Origin of the sequence: Erythrobacter sp. SCSIO 43205, assembly GCF_019904235.1 — a bacterium.
GTDB lineage: Bacteria > Pseudomonadota > Alphaproteobacteria > Sphingomonadales > Sphingomonadaceae > Erythrobacter.
On record NZ_CP063202.1, the window covers coordinates 2,381,567 to 2,397,648 of the forward strand.

Annotated in this window: 17 protein-coding genes; 10 read left to right on the top strand and 7 right to left on the bottom strand. The window is 59.1% G+C overall.

Annotation, left to right across the window (positions count from 1 at the left end):
• Nucleotides 1-43: 43 nt before the first annotated feature.
• The 6 genes from INR77_RS11280 to INR77_RS11305 form a co-directional block, all read right to left on the bottom strand.
• Nucleotides 44-271, bottom strand: coding sequence for a F0F1 ATP synthase subunit C (locus tag INR77_RS11280; RefSeq protein WP_027442220.1), 228 nt, complete (start codon nucleotides 269-271; stop codon nucleotides 44-46).
• A 50-nt stretch (nucleotides 272-321) separates the two neighbouring features.
• Nucleotides 322-1,125 (bottom strand): F0F1 ATP synthase subunit A, encoded by an 804-nt coding sequence (locus INR77_RS11285; protein ID WP_255573754.1) that lies wholly within the window; start codon nucleotides 1,123-1,125, stop codon nucleotides 322-324.
• A gap of 54 nt (nucleotides 1,126-1,179) precedes the next feature.
• Nucleotides 1,180-1,518, bottom strand: a complete 339-nt coding sequence (locus INR77_RS11290) for an AtpZ/AtpI family protein (RefSeq protein ID WP_223071150.1) — start codon at nucleotides 1,516-1,518, stop codon at nucleotides 1,180-1,182.
• Between the two features lie 174 nt (nucleotides 1,519-1,692).
• Complete coding sequence (locus INR77_RS11295; RefSeq protein ID WP_223073536.1) at nucleotides 1,693-2,061, bottom strand: YdbL family protein; 369 nt, start codon at nucleotides 2,059-2,061, stop codon at nucleotides 1,693-1,695.
• A 64-nt stretch (nucleotides 2,062-2,125) separates the two neighbouring features.
• Nucleotides 2,126-2,386 carry a YnbE family lipoprotein gene (locus INR77_RS11300; protein ID WP_255573757.1) on the bottom strand — a complete coding sequence of 87 codons (261 nt, stop codon included), beginning with the start codon at nucleotides 2,384-2,386 and terminating at the stop codon, nucleotides 2,126-2,128.
• A complete protein-coding gene (locus INR77_RS11305; protein ID WP_223071151.1) occupies nucleotides 2,383-5,652 on the bottom strand; it encodes a YdbH domain-containing protein in 3,270 nt (1,089 codons plus the stop codon). The genes INR77_RS11300 and INR77_RS11305 overlap by 4 nt, the downstream gene beginning before the upstream one ends.
• A gap of 74 nt (nucleotides 5,653-5,726) precedes the next feature.
• Here INR77_RS11305 and radC point away from each other — a divergent pair, with 74 nt between their 5' ends.
• From radC to INR77_RS11335, 6 genes are all read left to right on the top strand, one after another.
• A complete protein-coding gene (gene radC / locus INR77_RS11310) occupies nucleotides 5,727-6,473 on the top strand; it encodes a DNA repair protein RadC (protein WP_223071152.1) in 747 nt (248 codons plus the stop codon).
• 124 nt (nucleotides 6,474-6,597) lie between these two features.
• Nucleotides 6,598-7,923, top strand: a complete 1,326-nt coding sequence (purB, locus tag INR77_RS11315; protein ID WP_223071153.1) for an adenylosuccinate lyase — start codon at nucleotides 6,598-6,600, stop codon at nucleotides 7,921-7,923.
• Nucleotides 7,924-8,005: 82 nt separating this feature from the next.
• On the top strand, nucleotides 8,006-8,365 hold the full coding sequence (locus INR77_RS11320) for a LapA family protein (protein WP_223071154.1): 360 nt from the start codon (nucleotides 8,006-8,008) through the stop codon (nucleotides 8,363-8,365).
• On the top strand, nucleotides 8,362-9,036 hold the full coding sequence (gene pyrF / locus INR77_RS11325) for an orotidine-5'-phosphate decarboxylase (protein WP_223071155.1): 675 nt from the start codon (nucleotides 8,362-8,364) through the stop codon (nucleotides 9,034-9,036). Before INR77_RS11320 ends, pyrF begins: the two co-directional genes overlap by 4 nt.
• Before the next feature lie 126 nt (nucleotides 9,037-9,162).
• Nucleotides 9,163-9,807: a hypothetical protein gene (locus INR77_RS11330; protein ID WP_223071156.1), complete on the top strand. Its 645-nt coding sequence runs from the start codon at nucleotides 9,163-9,165 to the stop codon at nucleotides 9,805-9,807.
• Between the two features lie 63 nt (nucleotides 9,808-9,870).
• Nucleotides 9,871-10,509: a phosphoribosylanthranilate isomerase gene (locus INR77_RS11335; RefSeq protein WP_223071157.1), complete on the top strand. Its 639-nt coding sequence runs from the start codon at nucleotides 9,871-9,873 to the stop codon at nucleotides 10,507-10,509.
• An 81-nt stretch (nucleotides 10,510-10,590) separates the two neighbouring features.
• Here INR77_RS11335 and INR77_RS11340 read toward each other — a convergent pair whose 3' ends face one another.
• On the bottom strand, nucleotides 10,591-11,055 hold the full coding sequence (locus INR77_RS11340; RefSeq protein ID WP_223071158.1) for an outer membrane protein: 465 nt from the start codon (nucleotides 11,053-11,055) through the stop codon (nucleotides 10,591-10,593).
• Nucleotides 11,056-11,304: 249 nt separating this feature from the next.
• Between INR77_RS11340 and trpB the strand changes: the two genes are divergently transcribed.
• The 4 genes from trpB (at nucleotide 11,305) to INR77_RS11360 (ending at nucleotide 16,060) form a co-directional block, all read left to right on the top strand.
• Nucleotides 11,305-12,543, top strand: a complete 1,239-nt coding sequence (gene trpB / locus INR77_RS11345; RefSeq protein ID WP_223071159.1) for a tryptophan synthase subunit beta — start codon at nucleotides 11,305-11,307, stop codon at nucleotides 12,541-12,543.
• A 327-nt stretch (nucleotides 12,544-12,870) separates the two neighbouring features.
• Complete coding sequence (gene trpA / locus INR77_RS11350) at nucleotides 12,871-13,647, top strand: tryptophan synthase subunit alpha (RefSeq protein WP_223071160.1); 777 nt, start codon at nucleotides 12,871-12,873, stop codon at nucleotides 13,645-13,647.
• Nucleotides 13,648-13,797: 150 nt separating this feature from the next.
• Nucleotides 13,798-14,652 carry an acetyl-CoA carboxylase, carboxyltransferase subunit beta gene (accD, locus tag INR77_RS11355; RefSeq protein WP_223071161.1) on the top strand — a complete coding sequence of 285 codons (855 nt, stop codon included), beginning with the start codon at nucleotides 13,798-13,800 and terminating at the stop codon, nucleotides 14,650-14,652.
• Between the two features lie 121 nt (nucleotides 14,653-14,773).
• Nucleotides 14,774-16,060: a folylpolyglutamate synthase/dihydrofolate synthase family protein gene (locus tag INR77_RS11360; protein ID WP_223071162.1), complete on the top strand. Its 1,287-nt coding sequence runs from the start codon at nucleotides 14,774-14,776 to the stop codon at nucleotides 16,058-16,060.
• Nucleotides 16,061-16,082 lie beyond the last annotated feature (22 nt).

Below are 16,082 nucleotides of genomic sequence, written 5' to 3' on the forward strand. Positions count from 1 at the left end.
GAGGCAGATTCGCTGAATCCGCCTCCTGTAGGAGTTTGTAGGATTAAGCGACGAAGATCAGGATCATCGCGACGACGAACGCCAGCAGGCCGAGAAGCTCAGCTGCGGCGAAGCCGATGAAGAGGCGACCTTGTTGGCCGTCTGCAGCGCCCGGGTTGCGAAGTGCGCTCTCAAGGAACGAACCAAAGACGTTACCCACACCGATCGCGGCCATACCGGCACCGATTGCTGCGAGGCCTGCGCCGACGAGCTTGGCTGCTTCTGCTTCCATTGTAAAAACTCCTTAGAAAATCAGTCTGTTAATTGGGAAAATAAAGTAACTCAGTGAAGGTGCTCTGCATCGTTGATGTAAAGCGAGGTGAGCAGTGCAAAGACGTATGCCTGAATGCCTGCCACCAGAATTTCGAGGGCTGAGATGCCGATCATCAGGATGAAGCTTGGCGCACTGACCAGAAGGCCAAAACCAAGACCTGCGTTAAGACCATCCATCACGAAGCTTGAAAGCACTTTCAAAAGGACGTGGCCTGCCATCATCGCCACAAAGAGACGCAGCGCGAGGCTGAACGGACGCACGAGAAACGAGATCAGCTCGATTGGGAAAATGATCGGGATCATCGGCAGCGGGGTACCGTGCGGCACGAACAGGGTGAAAAACTTGATGCCGTGCTTCCAGAAACCAACCAGCAGCACGATGGAGAAGCTGATGATGGCGAGCACACCGGTCACAGTGAAGTGGCTGGTGAAGGTGAACGGGTGAAGCCCAACAAGGCCAATAGGCAGAAGGCCCAAAAGGTTGCCGAACAGGATGAACATGAACAGGCTGAAGACATAAGGGAGGTATTTTTTACCACCTTCGCCAATGTTCGCCTCAAGCATATCGTCGATAAAGCCAGTGAAGCTTTCTACTGCCATCTGCCAACGACCGGGCACCAGCTCGCGCTTCATGCCTACAAAGACGAAGGCCCAAAGCAAAACGGTTGTCACAGCCATCCACAAAGCGGAATTGGTGAACGCGATGTTATATCCGGCAATTTCCCAGACGTCAGAGCCGAAAAGTGGCTCGATCTGGAATTGCTTCATCGGATCGACTTTGGCTTCCGCTACCGGATTAGGTGCGCCTGTCACGATCGTGTGTATCCCTTGGTACCTGTTTAAACGCGCCCGCCCTGACTTTGACCTTTATTGAGGGTCATCATCAGGAGTTTTGGACTGCGCATTAGCCGCAGTAATGATATTCCTGAAAGCAACGCCAATTCCGAGGAACAGACCCACTAACAGACCCCAAGGCGATGTTCCGAACAAGGCGTCAACCGCCCATCCGATCACAAAGCCTCCCAAGATCCCGCCGATGAGGTCCGCTAGCACCCGGTTGCCGCTGCGATAATTCGCATCAGCCCCCTTTTGCTTTGACCGGTTGCGTTCATCTTCGCGTTCTCTCGCAGCTTTCAGCCGCGCTTCGAGCGCATCAATTCGCGCATCCTCAAGGATGGGTTCTTTGGCGGGTTTTTCCTCGCTCATGCTGACCTCTTCATAAAGATGGAAAAGCGCGAGCTCGAAAGGTGCCCGCCAAGGGCGAGTGCCCCCTAGAAGAGCGCGATTCTGGAGTCAATGGTGGTGTAGTGGGTTTTCCGCGCGATGCTGCGAATGAAAGGCCGGCCAGGCAGCGTTTTGCGCCGCTGTATCGTCAAAGGGCTACGGGCAAATGGGTAGACGCGCAGGCGGAGCGGACGTGCGGGTCTGCCACGAGCCATCGGGCGCCTGATATTTTTCGCCCGGAACGGTGCGCGCAATCGCCTGACACCCGGCGGTAGTCGCATATTGTTCGACCGTCGCATTATTTTCCTGCGCTTTGCGGGTATAAACCGCGCGGCGTTGGATATTGATGTCATTGACAAGGGTTTGCAGCGCAGGCGTTGGCTGACCAACAATCCCCAGATAACCGTCAATCTGTTCGCCAACGCTGCCATTGGCGCGCGCTGCGGCATAGGCCGGATCGCGCTGAGCCATTGCGGGGGTCGCCATACCGGTCAAAACAGTGGCACCTGCAATCAGGACCATCATGGATTTGCGAAAGCTGTTCATCTCGTTTCCTTTTCAACCTTCCCGTCGGCGTTTGCGCGCCGCATCAGAAGATGTCTGCATTCTCATCAATCGTATTGCTGGCATCTTCTGCCAGACGATATAGCACTTCGGCGCGAATGTTGACGTTGAGCTCGATCACAATCGGTTCTTCGGGTGCGGCGACGTTGATACATCCGCCAAGCCCCGCAACCCCGCCTGCGATCGCGGCAATCTGCCACACCTTACGGTTCATATTCGCTCCCCTGAATTTGACGAAGCCGAGTGTGGCACCGCCGCTTTCGGGGGTCAATTTGTCGTGTGTCATAGCTTTCCATCGCTTTCTGGAGGTTGAACGGCAGGGTCTTCCCTGCGTTCAGCTTTGCCCGGAGAAGGTGTGGGTGTTGGTGTGGGAACAGGATTTGGCGCTGGAACGCTGCTGCGAGGCACAATTTTGTTGCCCTCGATTGTCAGCAGACCCTGATCGATGGGATTGCCAAAGACTGTGGGGTCAAACAGGCCGCGGACAATCGTCGCCAGCAGATAGAAGTTTTCCGAGCGCACATTGATCTTGAACCGGATCGGCAGGTTAGCAAGCTGTCGCGTGACGAAATTCCTGCTCGCCCCTGCGCCTTGCCTGACGCCATCAATATTGAAATTGGTGACAATCTCGCCCGCCAGATTGCCGTTCAGTTCAATGCTCATCTGATTGTAATCGAGCGAGCGGAGCGTCTGGAATGCGTAATTGCCCATTGCGCCCAGGTCTTCGTAAGTAAGCTCGCCCACGTAAGAAACATTGCCGCCCGGAGGCCGCGAAATGAGCAGGCCGCCAGCAATCGTGCCATTGCCCTGCGCATCGAAGATGATCGGAATGGTGCCGTCGAACTGCCCGGTCGCGCTGATGTTAGAAAGCTCCATCTGCGTTACAAATGTCGCGGCATCGAGCGCTATGATCTCGAAGATGTAGCTTTGCCCCTGCCCGCCTCCATAATCGAGCGTCACGGGCCGCAAGATCAGCTCGCCGCCCATAAAGGGCCAGCGTCCGTCATTCACCTGAATGAGCGTGCCATCGGTGATCGAATAGACGATCCGACCATCAAGCGCCTCGATCCCCGGATTGACCGAAGCGATGGTGGCGACCTGATTTGGCGCGGTGGTCATGGCAAGGAGGTCGGTAAACTCTATCGTGCCCGCAAGACCGCGCACAGGGCCAAAGGCAGCAGCAAAGTCGAACCCTTGGGTCGAGAAGGTGCCGGTGCTGTCGATGTCGCTCCCGTTCCAATCCACGCGGCCCTCGCCCTTTATCATCCCATCGGCAAAGGCGATCAGACCTTTGGTAAGCGGTGTTAGATCGTCGGGCTGGAACGCCTCGTCAAAGGCGAGCCCGGGAACAGTGAAGTCTGCACCGCCTTTACCCGTCGCTAAATCATGGCTCAGCATGATTCGAGCCACTTTGCGCGATGTTGCGGCATGGGACAGATCAGCATTGGCGAGCACCATGCCATCGGCAAACGTCAGGCTCGCGCCCTCGCTTGCCAAGGGTTCTATGCGCCGGGTGGCTCCGGGTTCGACCCTCTCGGTGACTGTAAAAGCGCCGTCGCGAAGGGCGAGCACATTGTCGGCAAAGCTCCATTCGCCCGAAAGCGCTGAAATATCGAGTGGCACGAGGTCGAGAGAGGCATTGACCCCTTCAATCTCGCCGCCAATCACATCGCCAAGTTCGCCGTCGATACGGGCCGCATCGAACCGCACGGCTTCGCCGCTAGCGCCGATCCTTGCGGTAAGGTCGGTAAGCGCGAAACCACCGGGATAGCGCAGGGTGGCACTCGACGCGGTGATGGCGGCAGGGCTTTCGCCCAATGTTCCGGCGAGTGCGACTTCGCCTACGCGGGCGCCGATTTGCAAGGCATCGCGATATTGCACGATCGCGCCGCCTGCGTCCGGGCAAACGGTCAGTTCTTGTCGGCGCAGCGCGAAGTCATAAGCGTTGAGCCCTGCGAGCCGCGCGGTGCCGCAGCGCGTTCCTAACGCCAATCCGCTGCTTTCGGACCACCGCCCCTCAATGGGAAGAACAAGACCCTGAAGCCTTCCGCCCGGTATATTTCCCTGGGCAAGCATTGTGCCGTCAAATTGCACTGCTCCGCTCGCATTTCGTCGTGCTTCAAGGCGGGGGATGCTGATCGCATCGGCCCCTTCGCGATATTCGACCATGCTCATGCGCAGGGCCAGATTGCCGCTGCCGCGCTGCGAGAGGCGCGCATTGATCCGGGGCAGGTCCGCGCCGCCGGTGAGGATATTGCCGGAAAGGTTCTCTGGCTGCCCCTCGCCTGCGCTCGCATAGCTGACACGCGACATTGCCAGCAGCGTCTCGCCACCAACGCTCCTCAGCCACGCTTCGGGAACAACAACACGCACAGTATCACTGGTGGTGCGCACAGAGGCATCGGCAGCAAAGGTGCCGCCCGAAAGTCCCCGGCCAAGGCCGCGCTCAAGCTTGGCCAGAAGCGAGCCGACAAGCGTGCCCTCCCCTGCCGCTCGCGCCTCGGCCAGACCAGCGCCATTGATGAAGGTCCTTGCGTCGATCGCATCGCCCGTCACCCCGCCTGTCCATTCATTGCGGGCAAAGCCCTGCTGGCTGCGCAAGGTGCCTTGCGAAGCGATGCGGGCTGCATTGGCGTAACTGGTCTTCAACCCTTGGCCCGAAATGTCATGGCGAAGGCTCAATTCGACCTGTTCGCCAAATGCGAGGGCAAAATCCGCCGAACCGCCAAGCGTGCCGAGCGCCATATCAGAATAGCCCAAGTCTGAGCCATTGAGCGCCAGATCGCCTTCAACCGAGGCAAGATCTTGAGCCAGCGTCAACACCGCGCCCACATCGGCTGCTGCTATATTTGCCCCCTCGCAGGTAAGCTCGCGCAACCGCAGCGGACCATCGAAGGTGAGCCTTCCTGCATCACTGGTGAGGTCGCCAAAGGCGGTTGCGCCCCTCGCCGAGCACCCTTCTACGCCTAGCCCCGGTGCCGTGGCCGCGAGCGTGCCCACAAACCCGTCGTCAATCGCGCCTTTGCCGTCCAGTTTGGCACCGATGACACCATATTCGCTCGAAATCCGCGCGCGCCCGTCGACGATGCGCACGTTATATGTGGGCAGCCCCGCCGGCTCCTCGCTTTCGGCAAAAAGCAGGGCATCAAGGCTCCCGAAGCTCAGCACGCCATTGGCAAATTCGCCAAACAGACGTGGCCGCGTCAATTCGATCTGGCCAAGCGCAGGCGGACCGTAGGTATAGGATAGAGCAAGCGTCACCCGCTCGGCGGTAAAATCGGGCCGCGCCGGATCGCCCACAACAAGGTTGCGGATAACCTGTCGCCGCGCACCGATGCTCTCGATCTCGTAGCTCGCCTCAAGCCCGTAATTGGCAAGCGTGTCTTCGATCAGATTGCCCGCAATCCGCTCCCGCCCAAGCCATGCGAGCGATCCCGCCAGCACCACGAACGCCAGCACCATGAGGCTTATCCGCCAGCGCCAACGCGCAGGCCAAAAGCGCCGTCTGCGCTTCAGATCGGGTAAATCCGCTTCGGGCTGAACCTCTGCCATGGGCCTCATCACTTGCGCGCAAGCCTCGACAAAGGCAATGATAGTCGCGTGTAAAATCAGTGCACGAGGCGAGATTGCCACAATCTGAAGACGCATTTGACTTTGGCGAGGAGCGTGCGGGCACCCTCGCGCCCAAGTCGGATGCGGGAAAGCACGCAGGGCTTGGCCATCGCGAACGCCTGCGCGAGCGGCTCCTTAAGGGCGGTGCAGAGGCGCTGGCTGATTACGAGGTGCTCGAATACCTCCTGTTTGCCGCGATCAAACAGGGTGATACCAAGCCTATCGCCAAGGCGCTTCTTGCCCAGTTCGGCTCGCTCGCAGGAGTGCTCAACGCCGACCCGGCCGCACTCCAGCGCACGAAAGGCGTGGGAAAGACCAGCGCGGCTGCCCTTAAAAGTGTCGCCATTGCCGCGCGGCGCATGGCAAGAAGCGAGATCATCCAAAAGCCCGTCCTTTCAAGCTGGCAATCGCTACTCGATTATCTCGCCATCGACATGGCGCATTTGACGGTGGAGCGCGTGCGCGTGCTTTATCTCGACAGCAAGAACCGCCTCATCGACGATCACCATGTCGGCGATGGTTCGATTGACGAGGCCGCCATTCACCCGCGCGAAGTGATCCGCCGGGCGATGGATGTGGGCGCGGCTGCGCTGATCCTTGTCCACAATCACCCATCCGGTTCGCCAGAACCGAGCAAGGCCGACATTCAAATCACACGAAAGATTGCAGAGGCCGGACGGCTGCTGGGCGTAACGGTGCACGACCATGTGATCGTCGGGCGCGAAGGTCATGTATCTTTGCGAGCGAAGGGCCTGATCTAAAGCACGCCGCCTTTAATACGGGTGCAAGGAAAGGTGCAGGTAACTGCTCCCCGCCTCTTGCAATCATTGCCCCTCCCGCTTAGCCGCGCCCCCGACACTTCACTTCACAAAAGGACATTGCCCGATGGTCCCCCGTTACGCCCGCCCCGCTATGACCGCTCTTTGGGAGCCGGAAGCCAAATATCGCATCTGGTTCGAAATCGAAGCGCACGCGACGCAGAAGCTTGGCGAAATGGGCGTTGTGCCTGCCTCGGCTGGCAAGGCGCTATGGGATTGGTGGGCGACGAACCCTAAAATCGACGTTGAAGCCATCGACGCGATTGAAGCGGTGACAAAACACGATGTGATCGCGTTCCTTACTTGGGTCGCTGAGCAAGTCGATGCGGCTGGCTTCACCGGCGAAGCGCGTTTCATGCACCAAGGCATGACGAGCTCCGACGTGCTCGACACCACGCTTGCGGTGCAATTGGCGCGGGCGACCGATATTTTGCTAGAAGACTTGGATGGGCTTTTGGCGGCCATCAAAATGCGCGCCGAAGAGCATAAGTTCACTCCCACCATCGGGCGCAGCCACGGTATCCACGCAGAACCCGTGACCTTCGGCCTCAAACTCGCGCAGGCCTATGCCGAGTTTGACCGCTGCAAAACGCGCCTGATTGCCGCTCGCAAGGAAATCGCGACTTGCGCTGTTTCGGGTGCGGTCGGAACCTTCGCCAATATCGACCCTCAGGTTGAGGCTTACGTCGCTGAACAACTTGGCCTTGAGGTTGAACCGATCAGCACTCAGGTCATCCCGCGCGACCGTCACGCCGCATACTTCGCGACGCTTGCGGTGATCGCTGGCTCTATTGAACGCCTTGCGGTGGAAGTGCGGCACCTTCAGCGCACGGAAGTTCTCGAAGCGGAAGAGTTTTTCTCCAAGGGCCAGAAGGGTTCGAGCGCCATGCCGCATAAGCGCAACCCCATTCTGACGGAGAATCTGACCGGGCAAGCGCGCATGATCCGCGCTTACGCCCTGCCCGCGCTTGAGAACGTGGCGCTTTGGCATGAGCGCGATATTTCGCACTCCTCGGTGGAGCGTTTTATCGGACCCGATGCGACGATCACCCTCGATTTCGCGCTCGCACGCCTGACCGGGGTGGTCGAAAAGCTTCTCGTTTATCCTGAGCGGATGCAGTCGAACATGGATGCAATGGGCGGGCTCATTCATTCACAGCGTGTTCTGCTTGCTCTCACCCAAGCAGGGGTGAGCCGCGAGGATGCCTATCGTCTGGTGCAGCGCAACGCGATGAAGGTGTGGGAATCGGGTGGCAAAGTCATGCTTCTCGATCTGCTCAAAGCCGATGATGAAGTGACCGCTGCCCTTTCTGAAAGCGAACTCGAAGAGAAATTCGACCTCGAATATCACTTCAAACACGTGGACACGATCTTCGCGCGCGTTTTTGGATAAGGCGCAAGCTGGACACGGGCTCCAAATCGCTTAGGCTTGCAAGCGGACTTTGAACGGATAGGGGTAAGGCGCCTTGCAAATTGTGCGCACTATTGTGTGGGTCGTGATTTCGATCGCGATCATGCTTTTCTCAATCCTCAACTGGAACCCGGTTGAGATCACTTTGTGGAACGGCATTCTGGTTGAAACGAAGGTTCCGGCTTTGGTGATCCTCGCCTTCCTGCTCGGCCTGTTCCCGATGTGGCTTTACCATCGCAGCGTCAAATGGGGGCTTCAGCGTCGTATTCGCAGCCTTGAAAGCTCGATCAAATCCGCAGCGCTCGCTCGTCAGCGTGAAACGCCTGTGGATACGACTGCGGACAAGCCTGTGGATGCACCTGTGGAAAAGCCGGCAGAACCCCTCTCCCCCGTCGATGAGGCACGAGAAGAGAGCAAGCCATGAGCAATCCTGTCTATCTCGCGCTTGATGTGCCTCAGATTGAGCCTGCAAAAGCTCTCATCAACAAGGTGAAAGCGCATATTGGCGGCGTGAAGCTCGGCCTTGAATTCTTTTGCGCGCATGGCGGCCACGGTGTCCACGAAATCGCGCACTTGGGCTTGCCAATCTTTCTCGATTTGAAGTTTCACGACATCCCCAACACTGTCGCGTCTGCCATGATGGCGATCCATGTTTACGAGCCTAAAATCGTCACCATCCACGCAAGCGGCGGGCGCGCGATGATGGAGGATGCGAAGGCAGCAGCGGCGGAAGGGTGCAAGGTTGTCGCCGTCACCACGCTCACGAGCATGGATGAAACAGACCTTGCAGCAACAGGCGTTGGTGGCTCTGCTGAGGACCAGGTGATGCGCCTTGCCGAGCTTGCGCACTCAGCGGGACTCGACGGGATCGTGTGTTCGGGACGCGAAGTGGGCAAGGTCCACAAGCAATGGAAAGACGGCTATTTCGTTGTCCCCGGCCTTCGCCCCGCAGGGTCAGGTGCTGGCGATCAGAAACGCGTTGTCACCCCCCGCAAGGCGCGCGATGATGGGGCAAGCGTCCTCGTCATAGGCCGCCCGATCAGCCGCGCCGACGATCCAGAGGCCGCTGCCCGCGCGATTGAGGCGACGCTTTAGTCCGCCCGTTTGACACTGGGGTAGCCAGCCCTTTACGCTTTGCACAGCAAGCATGATACAGCGCAGGTACAGCTTGCGCGGGGCAAACATATATCCAACCAATTCATTACTTCTGGGGGCAGCTGGATGGAATTTCGTAATTCAAGGTGGGGTCTTCTATTGGCTTTCGCGATGGCGGCTTTGGGCCTGCCGTCTGCTGCGGCCGCGCAAAACCAACAGCTGATCCAAATGCGGGATGGCGTCGATGAGGCACACAAGCGGGTTTATGATCGCTACGGTGGCCCGGAAGAGAGGGTGACCAATTACGGCGGCTCCAAAACATATCGCACCTATAAAATGGTCCGCTGGAACACGGACAGAGCACTTTGCCGCACGCCTCAAGGAAAGATCGGCGTATTGTTGCTCGGCGCTATCCGCACACAGAAACTGGTTGAAACCTTTTCAAACGGTCGATCCTGGCCGCGTCCTGGCGATGGCGACTACACATACACAACGCGGTTTGATATCGTCGTGCCTCTTCGCGTGACCCTGACAGGGGGCGGGTTTGTGTTCGCATATGATCTGAGCGCAATGCGCACGCGCTGGTCTGGCGATGAGCACTCCTGGACGATCAGCCAATATGACGACAATTTCCGGCGTATGTTGCGCAATCAACCTGATCAGACTTACCGCAATGGTTTGCCAAGCGAATTGCAAATCAGTGCGCAAACTTTGGAAAGCAATATCTCGCAGCAATTGGATACGTGCCAACAGGTGCGGCGCAGCGCGTAGTTGCGCGATCAAGGCCCCTTGCACCTTCCACTTGCCTGTAGACGCGTCTAAATCCCCAAACGTATGCCTGTTCGGATCAAAATCTGCGGCCTTTCGACGCCTGACACCATTGCCGCGTGCGCCCATGCCGGGGCAAGCCATATCGGGTTCAACTTCTACCCGCCTTCCCCGCGTTTTGTGTCGGCCGAGCAGGCTGCAAAACTTTCTGAAGGGGTGCCTGCAACCTTGCAGAAAGTCGGGGTTTTTGTCGATGCAGATGATGCGTTTCTTGCGCAGATGGTAGAGGCGGGGAAGCTTGATGCGATCCAGCTTCACGGTAAAGAAACCCCTGCGCGCGCTGCCGAAGTATGCGCACGTTTTGATTTGCCCGTCTGGAAGGTTCTGAGCGTGGAAAACGAGGAAGACATCGCACAGGCGGCTGAATACTCAGACACCGCCGATTTCCTCTTGTTCGATGCCAAAACTCCCAAAGGCTCAGCGCTTCCGGGCGGTATGGGGCACAGCTTTGATTGGAACCTGCTCAAAGCTTACCACGGGCCGCTCCAATGGGGACTTGCTGGCGGGCTGACGGCGGACAATGTCGCAGAGGCGATCAACGCCACCGGAGCGCAATTGGTCGACACCTCATCCGGGGTCGAAAGCGCGCCGGGCATCAAAGATGCGGCGATGATCGAGACCTTCTGCAAGGCCGCTCTTTCCTGAACGAACCCCACCGCTCCCAAAGAAAAAGGGCGACCCGTCTCCGGATCGCCCTTTGGGTTGTAATCTATTCGCGTTGGGCGATTAGAACTTGATGCCGCCGCCGACAGCAAAGGTGTCGATATCGGAGAAGTCGGAGAAGAAGTGGCGGTATTCGCCCTTCACGTAGAAGTTGCCGCCAAGCTTTTGCTCAACGCCAAGGCCTGCGTGCCATACGTCTTCACCCGAGGTGAAGCTGCGGCCGCCAGCTGCGAAAATGCGGGTGCTTTCGCCAGCTTTCGTACCGATGCGCCCGGTAAGGCCGTACAGTTCGTCAGAACCGTCAACGAGCACTTTGTCGACAGACACTTCGCCGCCAACGAAGACAGTCTCGCCAAGGTCGAAGTCATAGCCCGCTGCTGCGCCGATGAAGCCTTCGTCAAAGCCGCCGCCGGTGGCGAGGCCACCGCGAACTTCAACGCGGCCTTCGCCAGCTGCGTCTTGTGCCATTGCCGGGGTTGCAAAAGCGGTTGCAGCCAGTGCTGCGGTAATCAAAGCAATCTTTTTCATTGCACGTCCTCTATAGATTTGAGGTTGTTAGGGGACGGCTTAGGTAGGTTTACGTGGATGAACCTTCAATTACAGAAAATGCTATTATTCCAGCCTTCGGTAATTTTGTGACTCATTTGCCACACATTATAAATCTGCCAGAAAGGTTTGCGCGTGCTGTCCAAGCATTGCGCGCGCCCACAGGTGCCCAGACACACCGTTCTTGACACGGCTGGACAGGCGCGGCTCTTCCTGCCAACGGATTTTTCCATGAATCAGACTACTCCTAATTCCTTCCGCAATGGGCCCGATGAACGCGGGCATTTTGGCGAGTTTGGCGGGCGCTATGTCGCTGAAACGCTGATGCCGCTGATCCTCGATCTGGAGCGTGAATATCGCGCGGCGCAGCAAGACCCTGAATTTCAGCGCGAGTTTGACGATCTGCTAGAGCATTACGTCGGGCGCCCTTCGCCGATGTATTATGCTGAACGTCTGACCGAGGAGCTTCGCAAAGACGCTCCTAAGGGCATGGGCGCGCAAGTTTGGTTCAAGCGCGATGAGCTCAATCACACCGGCGCGCATAAGATCAACAATTGCATCGGGCAGATTTTGCTCGCCAAACGCATGGGCAAGACCCGCATTATCGCGGAAACCGGCGCGGGGCAGCATGGTGTGGCCACCGCAACCGTCTGCGCGCGCTTTGGCCTGCCTTGCGTGATCTACATGGGCGCAGAGGATGTTGCGCGCCAATCGCCCAATGTCTTCCGCATGAAGCTGCTTGGCGCAGAAGTCGTCCCCGTCACCAGCGGCGGCGCGACGCTCAAAGATGCGATGAACGAAGGCCTTCGCGATTGGGTCGCCAATGTGCACGACACCTTTTACATCATCGGCACCGCCGCCGGCCCCCACCCCTACCCCGAAATGGTGCGCAATTTCCAAAGCGTGATCGGCACCGAAGCGCGCGCGCAGTTGCTAGCCCGCACCGGCAAGCTGCCCGACCTGCTGATCGCGTGCATCGGCGGAGGCTCCAATGCGCTTGGCCTGTTCCACCCGTTTCTGGACGATCCAGACGTGAAGATGCTCGGCGTAGAAGCAGCAGGCCACGGCCTTGATGGCGACGAACACGCCGCAAGCCTTCTGGGCGGCGCTCCCGGAGTGCTCCACGGCAACAAGACCTACCTCCTGCAAGACGAAGACGGCCAGATCACCGAAGGCCACTCGATTTCCGCAGGACTCGACTACCCCGGCATCGGCCCCGAGCATGCATGGCTCAAAGACACGGGCCGCGTCGAATACACCGCCGTCACCGATGATGAGGCGCTCGAAGGCTTCCAACTGCTCTGCCGCACCGAGGGGATTATCCCTGCGCTGGAGCCCTCCCACGCCCTCGCCGCCGTCGCCAAACGCGCGCCGCAGATGCGCGAGGACGAGATCATCTGCATGAACCTGTGCGGCCGCGGCGATAAGGACATTTTCACCGTGGCTGAAAAGCTTGGGGTGGAGATGTGAGCCCCCTCACCTGCACCCGTCACCCCAGCGAAGGCTGGCGTCCAGAGCGGCAAAGAAAAGCGCTCGCCGCCCTAGATTCCGGCCTGCGCCGGAATGACGAAAAGTCCGATAGAGACGGGAGCCACGTTTGAGGTTTGAGAAAACTAAGATCTTCGCACGCTACGCTGGGATTTTCTTACTCAGTCTCTTAGGTGCAAGTCTCTTCGAGAACTGGCTAATCGGTCGCGAAATGTTCGGCCCAAGCGCCTGGGGCGCTGCAATCGGGGCATCAATCGGATTAATCTGGCACGACCGCGCGAAATACCGAGACAAAAAAAAGACATTCGAATGACCCGCCTCCAAAACGCCTTTTCCAAACCCCATGCCGCCTTCGTCGCCTTCATCACCGCTGGCGATGGCGACACTGCAGCTAATCTCGACGCGCTGGTCGAAGGCGGCGCGGATGTGATTGAGCTGGGGATGCCCTTTACCGATCCGATGGCCGATGGCCCTGCGATCCAGAGCGCCAATTTGCGCTCGCTTGGCAAAGGCACGACCACCGCCGATGTGCTGCAAATGGCATACGACTTCCGCGAGCGTCACCCCGATGTGCCGCTGGTGCTGATGGGCTATGCCAACCCGATGATCCGCCGGGGGCCTGAGTGGTTTGCAAAAGCTGCCAAGGGTGCAGGCGTCGACGGTGTCATCTGCGTCGATATTCCGCCTGAAGAGGACGATGCGCTGGGGCCGGCACTTCGCGCCGAGGGCATTTCCCCCATCCGCCTAGCCACCCCCACCACCGACGCCGCGCGCCTGCCGCAGGTGCTTGAGGGGTCGAGCGGCTTTCTCTATTACGTCTCCGTCGCCGGGGTCACCGGGCTGCAACAGGCCGCTCAAGGCTCCATCGAGGAGGCTGTCGCGGCGCTGAAAGCGGCCACCGATATTCCGGTCGCGGTCGGCTTTGGCGTGCGTGAACCCGCGCAAGCCGCTGCCATCGCCAAGCACGCCGATGGGGTGGTCGTCGGGTCCGCCTTTGTTGACTTGGTGGGCGAACATGGCGCAAACGCTCCGGCAAAGCTAAAAGAGCTGACGAGCGCGATGGTTGACGCCATTCGCACGGCATAACTCCCCTCCCGCCTGCGGGAGGGGTCGGGGGTGGGCCTTGCTACGGCTGGAAAACCCACCCCGCTGCGGCTAAGGAGCAAGCTCCTAAGCCTCACTGCCCCTCCCGTAAACGGGAGGGGTGCAAAGGGTCGAAAAGGACAATTGGAACACATGAGCTGGTTAAACCGCGTCCGCAATTCGCTGGGCTTTGGCGATCAAAAGACAAGCACCGAGAAAGACCTTTGGATCAAATGCTCCAATTGTCAGGAGATGCTGTTTGTCTCCGATTATGAGGAAAACCTTCATGTCTGCCCCAAGTGCGACCACCACGGGCGGATCAACGCCGATACGCGGCTTTCGCTGCTGCTGGATGAAGGTTTTGAGCTGCTGCCGGTCCCGCAAGTGACCGAGGACCCGCTCAAGTTCAAGGATTCGAAGAAATACACCGACCGCCTGAAAGCCGCGCGGGCAAAGAGCCCCCATGCCGATGCCTTTATCACGGGTTCGGGCACGATTGACGGACAGCCAGCGGTTGTCGGTGTTCAGGACTTCAGCTTTATGGGCGGCTCGATGGGCATGGCCGTGGGCGAGGCGTTTTGTCAGGGCGCGCAAAAAGCGCTCGACCGGAAATGTGCCTATATCGTGGTGACAGCGGCAGGCGGCGCACGGATGCAGGAGGGGATATTGTCCCTGATGCAAATGCCGCGCGCGACCGTTATGACGCGGCGTTTGAAGGCGGCGGGATTGCCTTACATCGTGGTCCTCACCGATCCCACCACAGGCGGCGTCACCGCAAGCTACGCCATGCTTGGCGATATCCACATTGCAGAGCCCGGCGCGCTGATCGGCTTTGCGGGCCAGCGCGTGATCCAAGACACGATCCGCGAGCAATTGCCCGAGGGCTTCCAGCGCGCGGAATATCTCCACAAGCACGGCATGGTCGATATGGTGGTGCCGCGTCATGAGCTGAAAGAGCGCCTGGCGGCGGTGCTGGAGTTTTTGCAGCCGACAGATCAAGCCGCTTGAGGTAATCGTCATTGCGAGGAGCCGAAGGCGACGTGGCAATCCAGTTTCTGACCGTCAGGCTCGTTGAAAAGTTGGATCATGGATTGCTTCGCCTGCGGCTCGCAATGACGGATGAAGGCTAATGGACTTCGGCAAATCAGACGACCCGCGCGTCCAGGCGCAACTTGAGCGCTTAAGCGCGCTCAGCGTCCCGCAAGGGCGTTTGGGGCTGGAGACCATCACCGCGCTGATGGAGCGCCTCGGCAATCCGCACCGCAAGCTGCCGCCTGTGTTCCATGTCGCTGGCACCAATGGCAAAGGCTCGGTCTGCGCGTTTCTGCGCGCCATGCTCGAGGCCGACGGCAAGCGCGTCCACGTCACCACCTCGCCCCATCTTGTGCGCTATAACGAGCGGATCAGGATTGCGGGCAGACTGATCGATGACGGGCCGCTGGCGGACCTCTTGAAAGAGGTGCTGGATGCAGGCGAGGACCTTGCACCAAGCTTCTTCGAAGTCACCATCGCCGCCGCCTTCCTCGCCTTCAGCCGCACCCCAGCCGATGCTTGCGTAGTCGAAGTCGGCCTAGGCGGGCGCTTTGATGCAACCAATGTGCTGGAGCCTGGGGCGCTCGCAGCTTGCGGGATTGCAGCGCTGGGGCTCGATCACGAGCGGTTTTTGCTCGCACCTGAAGAGGGTGTGCCTAAAGAGCCGATGGCGCGGATTGCGTTCGAGAAGGCAGGGATTGCGAAGAAGGGCGTGCCGCTTGTGACGATGGACTACGGCCCTGTATCAAACCGCGAAATCGTCGCGGCATCCGATCGCGCAGGTGCGCCGCTAAAGATGATGCACCATGCGTGGGATTTTCGCGATGGTCCGACGCTTGCCTATCAAGATGCTGGAGGTCGTTTGAACCTGCCCGTCCCGCGGCTGCCCGGCAGGCACCAATTCGCCAATGCAGCGCTCGCTGTCGCTATGCTGCGCAATCAGGGCAAGGTGACGATCACGACCGAAGCGCTTGCCGAGGGAATTGTTACCACGAGATGGCCCGCGCGTATGCAAATTTTGTCCAAAGGCCCGCTAATCGGTGAGCGAACGGTCTGGCTCGACGGTGGCCACAATCCGAACGCCGGTGCTGCGATTGCGGAGGCCATAGAAGGCCCGCTTCACCTGATCCTCGGAATGCTCGACAACAAGAACCCACGAGCGCTGCTCGATCCCTTTGGCGATAGGGTGCGCACGCTTCAGGTGGTGCCAGTGCCAGACCACGATTGCCATCCGGCAAGCGCGTTTGGCGAGGCTGCTGTCGCGCGCAAAGACCTTGAGAATGCGCTGCTGAATGTGCCTCCGGATGGCTCGCCCATCCTCATCGCAGGTTCGCTTTATCTAGCAGGCGAAGCGCTGCGATTGAATGACGAGATCCCAGACTAAGGCACTACGGTTGCAAAGCGTC

Excerpts from the sequence above, each read along its gene's own strand:
- INR77_RS11280 (WP_027442220.1), bottom strand. The coding sequence starts at position 271 with ATGGAAGCAGAAGCAGCCAAGCTCGTCGGCGCAGGCCTCGCAGCAATC.
- INR77_RS11290 (WP_223071150.1), bottom strand. The coding sequence starts at position 1,518 with ATGAGCGAGGAAAAACCCGCCAAAGAACCCATCCTTGAGGATGCGCGA.
- INR77_RS11295 (WP_223073536.1), bottom strand. The coding sequence starts at position 2,061 with ATGATGGTCCTGATTGCAGGTGCCACTGTTTTGACCGGTATGGCGACC.
- INR77_RS11300 (WP_255573757.1), bottom strand. The coding sequence starts at position 2,386 with ATGACACACGACAAATTGACCCCCGAAAGCGGCGGTGCCACACTCGGC.
- INR77_RS11305 (WP_223071151.1), bottom strand. The coding sequence starts at position 5,652 with ATGGCAGAGGTTCAGCCCGAAGCGGATTTACCCGATCTGAAGCGCAGA.
- purB (WP_223071153.1), top strand. The coding sequence starts at position 6,598 with ATGGTCCCCCGTTACGCCCGCCCCGCTATGACCGCTCTTTGGGAGCCG.
- pyrF (WP_223071155.1), top strand. The coding sequence starts at position 8,362 with ATGAGCAATCCTGTCTATCTCGCGCTTGATGTGCCTCAGATTGAGCCT.
- INR77_RS11330 (WP_223071156.1), top strand. The coding sequence starts at position 9,163 with ATGGAATTTCGTAATTCAAGGTGGGGTCTTCTATTGGCTTTCGCGATG.
- INR77_RS11335 (WP_223071157.1), top strand. The coding sequence starts at position 9,871 with ATGCCTGTTCGGATCAAAATCTGCGGCCTTTCGACGCCTGACACCATT.
- INR77_RS11340 (WP_223071158.1), bottom strand. The coding sequence starts at position 11,055 with ATGAAAAAGATTGCTTTGATTACCGCAGCACTGGCTGCAACCGCTTTT.
- trpB (WP_223071159.1), top strand. The coding sequence starts at position 11,305 with ATGAATCAGACTACTCCTAATTCCTTCCGCAATGGGCCCGATGAACGC.
- trpA (WP_223071160.1), top strand. The coding sequence starts at position 12,871 with ATGACCCGCCTCCAAAACGCCTTTTCCAAACCCCATGCCGCCTTCGTC.
- accD (WP_223071161.1), top strand. The coding sequence starts at position 13,798 with ATGAGCTGGTTAAACCGCGTCCGCAATTCGCTGGGCTTTGGCGATCAA.
- INR77_RS11360 (WP_223071162.1), top strand. The coding sequence starts at position 14,774 with ATGGACTTCGGCAAATCAGACGACCCGCGCGTCCAGGCGCAACTTGAG.